General features: G+C 36.7%; 10 protein-coding genes. 2 read left to right on the top strand and 8 right to left on the bottom strand.

Translation table 11 applies throughout. The features are described 5' to 3' along the window. Positions 1-157: 157 nt before the first annotated feature. From Q0X77_RS14520 to Q0X77_RS14510, 3 genes are all read right to left on the bottom strand, one after another. Positions 158-664: a nicotinate-nucleotide adenylyltransferase gene (locus tag Q0X77_RS14520; protein ID WP_297798547.1), complete on the bottom strand. Its 507-nt coding sequence runs from the start codon at positions 662-664 to the stop codon at positions 158-160. 102 nt (positions 665-766) lie between these two features. Next, on the bottom strand, positions 767-1,741 hold the full coding sequence (locus Q0X77_RS14515; protein WP_297798546.1) for a CAP domain-containing protein: 975 nt from the start codon (positions 1,739-1,741) through the stop codon (positions 767-769). A gap of 82 nt (positions 1,742-1,823) precedes the next feature. Further along, positions 1,824-2,549: a DUF6503 family protein gene (locus tag Q0X77_RS14510; protein WP_297798545.1), complete on the bottom strand. Its 726-nt coding sequence runs from the start codon at positions 2,547-2,549 to the stop codon at positions 1,824-1,826. Between the two features lie 102 nt (positions 2,550-2,651). On the opposite strand from Q0X77_RS14510, the gene Q0X77_RS14505 reads away from it, so the two are divergent. Then, entirely contained in the window at positions 2,652-4,430 is a 1,779-nt protein-coding gene (locus Q0X77_RS14505) for a Na/Pi cotransporter family protein (RefSeq protein WP_297798544.1), read from the top strand. A 70-nt stretch (positions 4,431-4,500) separates the two neighbouring features. Here the strand turns inward: Q0X77_RS14505 and Q0X77_RS14500 are convergent, their stop codons facing one another. Then, entirely contained in the window at positions 4,501-6,792 is a 2,292-nt protein-coding gene (locus Q0X77_RS14500; protein ID WP_297798543.1) for an inorganic phosphate transporter, read from the bottom strand. A gap of 76 nt (positions 6,793-6,868) precedes the next feature. Then, a complete protein-coding gene (locus tag Q0X77_RS14495; protein ID WP_297798542.1) occupies positions 6,869-8,074 on the bottom strand; it encodes a porin in 1,206 nt (401 codons plus the stop codon). Positions 8,075-8,456: 382 nt separating this feature from the next. Between Q0X77_RS14495 and Q0X77_RS14490 the strand changes: the two genes are divergently transcribed. After that, the gene (locus Q0X77_RS14490; protein ID WP_297798541.1) at positions 8,457-8,816 is read left to right on the top strand and encodes a nicotinic acid mononucleotide adenyltransferase; all 360 of its coding nucleotides are present in this window, start codon (positions 8,457-8,459) and stop codon (positions 8,814-8,816) included. Between the two features lie 80 nt (positions 8,817-8,896). Here Q0X77_RS14490 and Q0X77_RS14485 read toward each other — a convergent pair whose 3' ends face one another. From Q0X77_RS14485 to Q0X77_RS14475, 3 genes are all read right to left on the bottom strand, one after another. Then, positions 8,897-9,295 carry a carboxypeptidase-like regulatory domain-containing protein gene (locus Q0X77_RS14485; RefSeq protein WP_297798540.1) on the bottom strand — a complete coding sequence of 133 codons (399 nt, stop codon included), beginning with the start codon at positions 9,293-9,295 and terminating at the stop codon, positions 8,897-8,899. Between the two features lie 145 nt (positions 9,296-9,440). Further along, entirely contained in the window at positions 9,441-10,634 is a 1,194-nt protein-coding gene (locus Q0X77_RS14480; protein WP_297798539.1) for a multidrug transporter, read from the bottom strand. A gap of 21 nt (positions 10,635-10,655) precedes the next feature. Continuing rightward, positions 10,656-11,568 (bottom strand): TonB-dependent receptor (locus Q0X77_RS14475; RefSeq protein WP_297798538.1); only part of this gene is annotated, 913 nt, incomplete at its 5' end.

Raw genomic sequence — 11,568 nt, 5'->3', positions numbered from 1 at the left:
AATGATTTGGATCAGCTGTGCTTCAGGCAAATAATCAGATTGTACGAAGGATAAAGCAAAAATTAAAAGGTTCTGCCGCTAACTGAGACAGAACCTTTTGTTTCAATAACAACTACATATTACTGGTAGCCGCATTCAGATAAACCTATTGTGGATACTAGAGAAACTCACCATCTTCATTTACCTTAACCCTCATTGTTTTATCCCCATTTTGCAATTTAAGTTTATAAAGTTTTTTGGCACCCTTTTTATCTGTATAGGTAACCCTGTAAACATCACTTACTATTTCCCAATTTGGAAAACGATCTAACAATGCTGCAGAAACAGCTGTTGGGAGTTTAACATTATCAAATTTTTCAATAGTCCTTAAAATCTTACCATCAGAATCATAAGCTGCTACTATTTTACCATCGGGAATATAGAATTCTACGGTATAGTAGTCGTAGTCATCCTGATAATAATCTTTTGTGGTAACATCATAAGCGGCAACTTTGCGCTGCAACATTTGAACGGGTATGGCAGCTACTTTGTTATCCGTTTGATTTAAATACTTGTAATTCACTGCTGTAACTACAACCTCAGAAAGTTCTTCTACTTTTGTAATTTGCGAATATACCTGGCTAGTCAGGCCAATTACCAATAAACTTAGAATAAATTTTTTCATAACTACAGATTTAGATGTTGATAAATTTTACGCTTTACTTTGTAGCGTAACTCTGGTTAAAAGTATAAAAGTCAAAAGTACTGTGAAATGATCTTGGTCAGTTCAATTATTGGGGTCAAATAATATTACCTGGTATGAATAATCCATCAATTCCCCATCAATTTCCACATCATTAAGGACAATTGTATAAGCGGTATCTGCAGTTGAATTGGTGTTGATGCTTTCAGGTATCCAAACAATGGTCCGGTCCCCATAAGAATTACTTAAGGGTTCAATTTGCAGGTTAATATTATTACCGCCTTCATCCTGCATGGAAATTGTAGTATTGGAAAAATTGGCTCCTGCTATAGAAAATGACCATCTGGGAAAAACAAGTCTATTTGGGACATACCCTTCAGGAGGCCATGAAATAAATTCGGGGGAGTCGGCCGGCGGGGAACCGGCATTTCCCAATACCCATATGGCATTAGACCTGTTTGTGTTTCCAATGCCTATTTCCTGTAATCGGGGCCATAACAACCACCTCCTGTGACCAACAGGGCCATTATCTGCTCCTAAGTCTCGTATATAGGAATCAATTGCTTCGGCATTTTTACTCATGGTCAAAAGAGAATTCCCGGCACCTTCGTTTCCCTCATTGGTATAACATTTCCATGAAGAGGGTGGGTCGTGATCCAGGTCATTATTTGCGTTCATCAGCAATGCTGCCCATTGGGCTTTATCACTTTTAGAGATATTCTCAGAGATCACATTATTTAATCCGACGGCATTTCTATAATATTCAATACGTTGTAAAATTTTAGTCTTCGTGCTTTCGGGAATTGTTCCGGGATCACAGGAAGGTTCATCCCCTGTCCATGCCATATCTTCTGAGGAGGTTTGAGAAGCAAGGTAATAATTAGAATAAAGATCTTTGGCTTCTAAGCGGGCAACATTATCAATTGGGATTTCTTGTTCATTTTCGGACTGTTGCAGTTCATCCTGCTCAGAGACTTCCTTGCTGCATGAGGTATTAAGTATAAGAAAGCAACAAATAAATAGGTAATAGCAGGCAGATAGGGAGGACCGAATTTTCATAGGAATGACTTATTACTTTTCCAGTAACGCATCCCATGCTAAAAAGGTATTTATTTTTCGATGAACGGAGAATGCATTTTTATTAGTCTATGTTTGGCGCAATTTTGGCAAGGGTATCTGTACCTAAATATGTATCATCTTTGTTGTAGTACCAAGCCCTTATTTTTGGCATTTTAACCCCATTAATTTCTTCCAGGTCACTAAGTATGATGTATTCTCCATCATTTTTTTCTTCATCATGGTAAAACTGGTAAACTTCAAGGGCATAGGTTTCAGGATCAAAATAAAAGTACCAGGTATCATTACCCACAGGTTCCTTATAGGCTACCTTAAGAACATCATAAACTTTACCTTTAAAGTTTTTCTTATATACCTTTGGATCTAATGGTGTTCGCTGGTCTTTTAACTTCATAGGCAGCCCGTACAAATAGGTGTAATAGTTCTTCATCATATCGGTACGCTCACAGGTTAGTCTGTGCTTTTTAGCTTCGTCTTCTGATATTTTATCGGATCCATTAAACAAAAGTTTGCAGTTTCCTTTATCCAGGATTTGTTCTGTGGTAATATCGTCTTTCTTAGCAACTAATTTAAAATATTGTTGGGGTAAATTAAGCGTAATCTCACTTAGCCTATCGCTGCTAATAGGTGTCTTCATGGTGATAAATAGCTGCCCACTAAAATCAGCCCATTTTTCTTGTGGATCGTGGAATGCTATCGCTTTGTTAAGTAACTGAGAAGCGGTAAGATCCTGCCCCAAAACAAGAGTTGTATAAAAAGCGCAAAAGAGCTGAAAAAAAAATTTTGTCATGATTTGATGATTTTGGCTATCATAAAGAAATGCAATATCTTAAATTTACAAAAAATTAACAATTTGTTTACCTAAATTAAACAAGTCATTGTACATTAAAAAATGGAATACGGAATTGCAGATATTTTAAAGTTAATAGGTTCTCTTGGGTTATTCCTATTCGGAATGAAAGTAATGAGCGACGGATTATTAAAGCTTGCGGGAAGTAGAATGCGAACAATCCTGGCAACAATGACTTCGAATCGATTCTTAGGCATAGCTACAGGGTTTCTTATCACCTCTGTAATACAATCTTCTTCTGCGACCACGCTAATGGTGGTAAGCTTTTCCAATGCTTCTTTGTTAACATTGCCTGAGGCCATAAGTGTAATTATGGGTGCTAATATTGGAACCACTATTACAGCTTGGTTAATTACCCTGCTTGGATTTAAAGTAAGCATGAGTTCCATTGCATTGCCATTAGTAGGTTTTGGATTTCTATTTACTTTCTCCAAAAAAGAACAAACCAAAAACTGGGGTGAATTTATTATCGGATTTGCCATTTTGTTCATTGGATTGCAGTTTTTAAAGGAGGCCATGCCCAATATTAATGAGAATCCCCAAATTCTTGAATTTCTTTCAAGGTATACGAATGCCGGTTTTTGGTCGGTGCTCCTTTTCTTATTTATTGGTACTCTTTTAACGGTGATCATACAATCTTCCAGTGCTACAATGGCCTTAACACTGATAATGACGGCTGAAGGATGGATTCCATTTGAACTAGCCGCAGCCATGGTTCTCGGCGAGAATATTGGCACTACCATTACGGCCAACCTTGCGGCCATTGTAGGCAATTATCAAGCAAAAAGAACTGCCAGGGCACATCTTATATTTAATGTTCTGGGTGTTGTTTGGATGCTCTTATTATTTTATCCATTCTTACAAATGATAAGTTGGTTAGCACAGCAATTAGGTTCTCCATCTCCTTATTTGGTAGCAGCTGCTATACCAGTGGCCATTTCTTTATTCCATACTGTTTTCAATATTCTTAATACATTTATCCTGGTTTGGTTTATTAAGCCCATAGCACGTCTCGTAGAGAAAATGGTGCCGGAGAAAGTACTCCCGGAAAAGGCCATAGAAGAACCCAAATATTTAGATGAAAAAATGTTAAAATATCCTGAGACGGCCATCGCCACCCTTATTAAGGAGTCAAAATTCTTGTATAAAAAAGCAATTTTTGAAATTGTGGCACATGCCCTAAATATTCACAGATCAGACATAAAGTCCGGGGTTAAAGCAAAAAAAATAATCCAACAATCAACAGAGAATTTTAAAACAGATGTCCGCGAGTTATATATGAGAAAAGTAAAAACCATATATGGTGAAATCATAAAATATGCAGCCATTACCCAAAGCACATTGGATTTAACTGAAAGTCAGAATGAAAGGGTTATGCAAATTAAATTGGCTAACCGGAAAATGGTTGAAATAATTCGAGATGTTTTGGAGTTGGGTAAAAATGTCTCCCTGTATTCAGAATCGGATAATCCACATATTAAGAAAGTGTATGATAGTTTTAGAAAGAAGGTGGTAAAAGTGTTACGTGTAATCTATTTATTCCGTACGGAAAAAGATAGAGAACTTTACCATCAAAAACTGTTGATACTTAAAAAACATACCAATAAAGATATCCAAAAGAGTAATCGGGAAATTAATCGTTTAATTCGACAGGACCTTATAACCATCAATATGGCATCTTCATTAGTTAATGATGTGGATAACTTAAATGATTTAATTAAACTTTTGATTGAAGTGGCAGAAATTTTATATGGCGATTGGAAACCCCTGGAAAACGAGGATAAAGATCATGCAGCAACAGAGCCGCAAGCTGTTGCCTAGCGAATGAAATTCACCTAAATAAGGAAGCCAGTGGACTTAATCAAAGAGATAGATGTTGGCAGACAAAAAGCTACTGTTCTATAGTAGCAGGTTCTATACTGCTATCATATCTTTCATAATACATGTCGAGCAGATTCATTATTGCGGTCATCAAGTCTTTCGTTTCGATTAAAAGAGAAAAATAAAGAGTTGTATTTTTCGGACTGGATTCTTCAGTACGAGTTCTGGCAACCTGTTTCTCTACCTTTTGAGAAACCATTTTGTAAAGCTCTTCTTTGCTGTCTATTATGGAGCCAATTTCTTCAAATGAACGATTATCAAAGGCCTGTTTGGATCGGTTTAATAAAGTTTCCAATTCCATATTGATCTCCGTTAATTCTTTAACCTGATTGTATTTTAATTTCTTGTGATTATTATTAACGTGTTTATGGCTTATTTTGGTAATATATTCCAGAGATTGCGCAATATCTGTTAAATAGCCTAAAATATTAATGTAGAAATTACTGGCTTCCACACTGCTATCGTCAAGATTTTTAATAAAATAGAACAAATTATCTCTAAGGTCATCTATTTCTGTAGATAACTTAACAACATTATTCTTGTTCTTTTTAAGCACATCAAGATCCTGTTTTGCCAACCCATCAATACTATTTCTATAAAGTTTCTTGGTTCTTTTTATAACGTTAGAAATGTTATGCGCGCTCTCTTCAATAACGCCTTGTATAGAACTGCTTTCTGATCTTATCAATCTGTCTTCAGCACGTATAGCTTTTGCTTTACGGTTATATGAAATATAATTCCGTGCTAACAATAAGATGGCAACAAATAGTAATACCGCAATGGCAGCCCCTTTTCCAAAACTTATAATCGCAAGGATAGTACCTGCAGCTATGAAGGCAATAATGGCTGTTGCAAACCAACCACCAATCACATTCAATACGCCTGCTACCCTATACACAGCACTCTCGCTGCCCCAGGCTCTATCTGCAAGCGAGGTTCCCATAGCCACCATAAAAGTAACATAGGTAGTAGATAAAGGTAGTTTATAGGAAGTAGCAATTGAAATAAGGATACCAGCAACCATAAGGTTTACAGCCGCCCTAACCATGTCAAAAGCCGCATACTCATGTATTTTTCCTTTTGACAGAGCAAGTGTAGATTTTTTAAATTGTTTGTTAATCTTATCAAGTAAAGCATTTGGTATTACCGTTTCCGTGTATTTGGATACTAAAATGGTTAACCTTACTAAACCTCTCGATAAATTATTTGGTCTAAACCGTTCTCTTGCCTCTCCCTCTCTTGCCAGATTAATCTCTGTATCTGCCACATAACGGGCTTTTTTTGAAAACCATAAAGTGACAACCATTATCATACCGGAAATGAACAGTAATATAGTAGGTGTAGGAACTTTGGTTGCTAACACTTCCATGCTAAATTCAGTGGCAGCTACTCCCGAAACTGTCCATGCTTCATAAGACTGATATGCCGCAATAGGTACACCTATAAAGTTTACAAGATCATTCCCTGCAAAAGCCAAAGCCAAAGCGAAGGTCCCAACACCGATAATCAATTTATAAATATTTACATTGGCTAACTTTATTAAGATATAAGATAATATGGACCAAAAAATAAAACTCACAACTATAATTGAGAATACCTGATTTTCAAGGAATTCTGAAATTTTCATTCCTCCTATTATATCAAAGGTTTGCCCTGCATATGGAGTTCCCTTGATACCTTTCATAAATATAAAATATGTAATGGCGGACAAAGCTGCCCCACCAAATAGTGCACCAACCCATTTTGCCTTTTTTTCAAAATCGAATGACAATAATAGGCGTGAAATCCATTGCACTAGGGCCCCAATTGAAAATGCGACCACAACAGATAACAATATCCCCATAATTATCTGAAATGCTTTAGATGTATTGATGTAATTTACAATTTCAGAAAAACTTCCGCCGTCTGCTATAATTTTTATCATCGACATGGCTACAGCAGCACCTAACAATTCAAATACAATAGAAACCGTAGTAGAGGTAGGCATCCCCAGGGTATTAAAGAAATCCAATAGCAGGATATCTGTAATCATAACAGCCATAAAAATGAACATAATCTCATTGAAGTAGAATTCTCCCGGGTTGAAGATCCCCTTTCTTGCTACTTCCATCATTCCGCTTGAAAATATCGCCCCACAGGCAATCCCCAAACTAGCTACAATCATGATAGTTCTGAAGGAGATTGCCTTGGAACCAATTGCTGAATTTAAAAAGTTTACGGCATCGTTACTCACCCCAACTACCAAATCTGCAATGGCTAAAGCCGCCAGAGCTATTATCATTATTAAGTAAATATTATCCATAATATTTTAGAAGGATTAATTCGTAAATATCTAATGTATGCTTTATAAATGTATTAACTAAAGGTTATTATTTAAATTAAAAATGGAGGTCTACTTGTAATCTGTAAAGTAGAACGTCCGTTTCTCCAATTATATCCAAAAAACTAACATCTGTTTGAACTTTTAATTTATGGCCTACAATAAATTTAGAAATACCAAAAGTATATTGATCTGATTTGTTGGTACCCGTAATGCCCACATCAGGGTTTATATCAGAAAACCTAAAGGCCAATGCCCAGTTACTCTTAAATACATATCCGGCAGCAAGGTTTAAACCATTGCCTACATTAACAATATCCCCTGTCTCGGTACCATCAGAATTTTTAGCTATTGCATCTTTAGCAGTCCTATTTGCATATTCCCCCATAAAGGAAAAACCTCTGTATTTGAACATAGCATCTATGAAAAGGGTATTTATAGTGGTTTCATAAAGACCTACATCATTATACATAAAGTTGCCTAAATTACTTCTTGTTCTAACTGCGTTGGAATTTATATCGTAAGTGCCTGACAGCATTAATTTTGGCTTTTCTTCTCTTTCCAGATCACTGCCAGAGTAATCCCCTTTATTTTTAAATTTTCCAAATGGGAGTAATTCCAATCTACCAGTATATTGATGGCCTCCCAGGTTTCCAAGAACCACATTTCTGCCTTCACCTTGTGAAAATGCAAATTTCTCCCTTACCAAGAATTTATCTGAAAGATTAAAATGATGTCTTAATTGTAAGCCGATATCGCGATCTATATTATAGGCGGCATTTAACAATGATCGATCAACCAATTGTAAATTCCCCGATGAAATGACCCGCTCAATATTACCAGGTAATTTAGTCTGTCCTGCCCATAACACGAAATTTCCAGCAAAATTCCACATTATAACTGCATCCAATATCATTCTAGGCGCATTTCTTGTAAACTCTGATTGTCCGGCCATATCCCTATTAGAAAGGCCCAATTCAATTTTATATTTCAATTTTGGAGAAAAAGCAAAACCATCAAATTTGAGTCGCGCTCTTCGAATTAACATGTTAGATTCAGGATTAATCCAACCACCTTCCGGTCCTTTTTCCCAATCAGCTGATCCTAGAAATTGCATACGTGCGCCAAATTTCATGCTCCAAGTACTATCCTTACCGACTAAATTCAAAATACCCTTACCAAAAATGGGTGCGTTGGTTTCCTGAGATATGGCTGTAGAAAAAATGGTTAAAATAAATGCAAGCGTAAGAAGTATGTTCCTCATTTAGAATTAGTTTTTGTCGGGAACAAATAACTAAAACAGTTGTTAATATAACGTTAACACAATATTAAATTATAAAACAAAAAAACTGCCTTGGCCAAAGGCAGTCATTAGTATTCATAATTGCTAGTCGACAAAAACTAATATCAATATGAACTTGCTAATTGTTGTGTTTAAACACATAACAAATCTCAAGAAAAGTTATGATCTATATGTAATGTGAAGTTTAAATTATCATTAATGTGTTCTTAAGAGGTGAGAATGTAAAATACTATAATACAATGTTTTACGTTTTATATGTAAAATTAATGTTAGGAGAAGGTATATTTAAGGTTAAAAATATTTATCTTTATTCTAAGAATTAAGGAATATAAAAATGACAAAGATGAAAAAAGCGGTTATATTTTTGGCGATGACGTTTGTCACTGTACTTGTGTATGGACAAGAAAATAAAGATCAGATATTTAATAAAGAAACTAATTTAATAGAAGTTACCGACTATCATGATAACGGAATAATCAGCCAGGAAGGCACTTTTAATGTAAAAGGCGAATTACATGGCGAATGGATTAGTTATGACGCAATGGGAAATAAGATATCCCAGGGCAGCTATGAAAATGGTGACAAGACAGGAAAGTGGATTTTTTGGTCTAATAATACCATGAAAGAAGTTGAATACAGCAATAACCAAATTGCCAGTATTAATGGCGTTAAAAATTCCTCTAGAGTAGCCGACAATCATTAATATATTATGGTATTAATCATAACTAAAACATCCCACCGAAAGTGGGATGTTTTTAGTATTTATATATGATCAAAATAATTCTATCGTGGGCTTTCCTCAGAACTGGCAGTACTATATGCAGGTTCTTCCGAATTTCGCTTTAAACCGGCAATATCTTCTAAACTTATTTTTTTCGCTTCCAGTTCATTAAGCACCGTTGTAGTTTTATTTTCCTCAATAGTGATTGGTATTTCTAAGGTCTCATAGCCCAAGTAACTAACTACGAGGATATGGTTTCCGGCTTTAATGTCATGTAGTTCAAAATTCCCATGAAAATTAGTCTGAGTACTTTTAGTGGTATTTTTGAGTTGCACATTGGCAAATAGCAGAGGCTCGTTAAACACTTCTTTGTCTAGTATGGTGCCAACCACAGAACCTTCTTGCTGTGAAAACAGCAGTACTGAAAAGAGAAGAGAAAATACCAAGGCCAATTTTTTCATCGATCATTTTGATTTCATTGCAAAAGAAAGACCTCAATGTAAAACTAAGGTTAACCACATATTAATTTTTAGTTTTAAGAAGCGTATATAGAAATAAGCCCGGGTATTCCCGGGCTTATAAGTTGAAGTATTTTTTAATTTTGGATTAATTAACACCTACTGTCCAACCGGAACCCCAGGAAGAAACATCAGTTCCAGTACCATTACCATCACCTGATATAAAATCGGCTTCCGTAAACGTATATCCGGTATCATTCTTCAGTTTGGTGGTAACATTGTTAAAAGTAACGTCGATAACACCAAGATTTCCGTCCAGAACACCCTGACCTGTGGGGTTGTCTCCTGTATCTCCATCTAAGTCAAACCCTTCATCAAAGTCATTAAGTACAACATTGGTAAATGTCCCCTGAGTACCGGCCCTAAGCCTAATTGCCTCACTGGCATCATCTGCGCCGGCGACGGTTAAATTTATTACATTTGGAGCTGAAAAATACCCACCTTCGTTACTAAAGTCCGTATTGTATCCATCACATTCAAAAGCCTTATCATGTGATGTACCGTGCTGTATGTAAACATCTGTTACTGTTCCGGTATAGCCTTCAGTCCAGTCCATAGAATCATCCTCGGCATTTACAATGACAATATGGCTGGCATTTACCGTACCGCCAAAGAATTCAATACCATCGTCTGAACCTTCAAAAACCTGTACATAATCAATTGTTGTTCCACTACCAACCGCATATAATGACAAACCATTTAGCTCAGCATTTCCGTCAATAGCTCCACCCGCATATTCAATTCTAACATATTGCAGGTTTCCCGAATTATCTGCAGGGGTATTACCGCCATAGGACAATCCGCCAACTTCTGAAGTTGCTGTATCCTCCGAGCCATCCGGAGTAGAATTAATGGGCGCTCTGCCACAAATGACCAAACCACCCCAATCTCCTGAAGAAGGGCTATTTGCTTCAGAGGTCAATACTATTGGATTACTGGCTGTACCCAGAGCATTGATTTGAGCTCCCTGTTGTATAGCTATATAAGCATTTACACCTACAGGTTTTGCTTTAATTGTCAGACCAGCCGGGATGGTCAAAGTAGTGCCATCTGCCATCAAAACCGGGCCGGTTACTACATAGTCAATCTCGGAATCCAGAACAAGATCTTCTGTATAGACACCACTCAAATTAACTGTGGTTTCTGCCGGTGGTTCGCCTCCTCCTCCTTCTGTGATGTTTGTGACACTGTTATCATTAATAACAATATCCGGGGTATTGTCCTTCTCACATGCAAATAGCAGTGCTACGGCTATACCTAAAGATAAAAACTTGTTTTTCATTGTTTTAAGAATTAAATAGAATTAAAATTTATATTTGAGGGTTAGCCCGAAGTTAACCCCGAGGCTATATTCTCTTATTATTATATTTCCAACACCCGTATTTTCCCTCACAAAGGAAATATCCGGGTTGAGTATGTTCATAACAGATGCATTTGCTTCAAAATGCTCACCTATTTCGTTTCTCCAAATGAAATTGAGCGTTGGAACTGCCTTTTCTACTATATTACCCAGACTTCCCGCTCCCAGGGAAAATATACGATCAGAAAAATATGAAAATGCCACGGTAGCCTTTGGTCTGTAATTACCAAACTCCGGGCTATAATTAAGGTCGGTATTAATTATAAAAGGGGATGCTCCTTCCAATTCATCCGAATCGCGGTCAAAAGAGGTCCCAAAGGTATTCTGATCACCTGCCGGGATGTCTTTTAGATCCTGTTTTGTATTTGTATAGGCCGCATTCAAACCAAAAGATAAGACTGGAATATCATCAGAATTGGATAACAGGTTCTTGCGGAATTCTAGCTCTACGCCTAAGATATCTGCCTGATCCCCTGTTCTGAAATATCGTTGGGTCCCTGTAGCATCTGCTGCCACGACCCGGTTAACAGGATTTTTAATGGTTTTTGAAAAGGCAGCTAAGGAAATTATTTCACCTTGCTCCAAAAACCATTCGTATTTTAGATCGTAGCTGTACACGTCGGAATACGTAGCTCCCGTACCATTTAATCCACCTAAAAGATCCGGATTTCCACCATATCGTATGGTAACGGCTTCATATACAAAGGGAGCAGCTTCTTTAAATTCCGGAAACGATGCTGTTTTACTAAAAGCGAAACGCAAATTGGAATCATCATTAACTGCATAACGGATATTCAAACTAGGTAAATAGATGTTCTCATAAACCTCACGGAAACCCGGATCATCTGGTCTTATA

The sequence above is a fragment of the uncultured Eudoraea sp. genome, assembly GCF_947258925.1.
Taxonomy (GTDB): Bacteria; Bacteroidota; Bacteroidia; order Flavobacteriales; family Flavobacteriaceae; genus Eudoraea.
The sequence above is the reverse complement of the archived record's forward strand: the minus strand, read 5'-3'. Positions and strand labels throughout refer to the sequence as shown.

Excerpts from the sequence above, each read along its gene's own strand:
- Q0X77_RS14490 (WP_297798541.1), top strand. The coding sequence starts at position 8,457 with ATGAAAAAAGCGGTTATATTTTTGGCGATGACGTTTGTCACTGTACTT.
- Q0X77_RS14485 (WP_297798540.1), bottom strand. The coding sequence starts at position 9,295 with ATGAAAAAATTGGCCTTGGTATTTTCTCTTCTCTTTTCAGTACTGCTG.
- Q0X77_RS14480 (WP_297798539.1), bottom strand. The coding sequence starts at position 10,634 with ATGAAAAACAAGTTTTTATCTTTAGGTATAGCCGTAGCACTGCTATTT.
- Q0X77_RS14505 (WP_297798544.1), top strand. The coding sequence starts at position 2,652 with ATGGAATACGGAATTGCAGATATTTTAAAGTTAATAGGTTCTCTTGGG.
- Q0X77_RS14510 (WP_297798545.1), bottom strand. The coding sequence starts at position 2,549 with ATGACAAAATTTTTTTTTCAGCTCTTTTGCGCTTTTTATACAACTCTT.
- Q0X77_RS14500 (WP_297798543.1), bottom strand. The coding sequence starts at position 6,792 with ATGGATAATATTTACTTAATAATGATAATAGCTCTGGCGGCTTTAGCC.
- Q0X77_RS14495 (WP_297798542.1), bottom strand. The coding sequence starts at position 8,074 with ATGAGGAACATACTTCTTACGCTTGCATTTATTTTAACCATTTTTTCT.
- Q0X77_RS14515 (WP_297798546.1), bottom strand. The coding sequence starts at position 1,741 with ATGAAAATTCGGTCCTCCCTATCTGCCTGCTATTACCTATTTATTTGT.
- Q0X77_RS14520 (WP_297798547.1), bottom strand. The coding sequence starts at position 664 with ATGAAAAAATTTATTCTAAGTTTATTGGTAATTGGCCTGACTAGCCAG.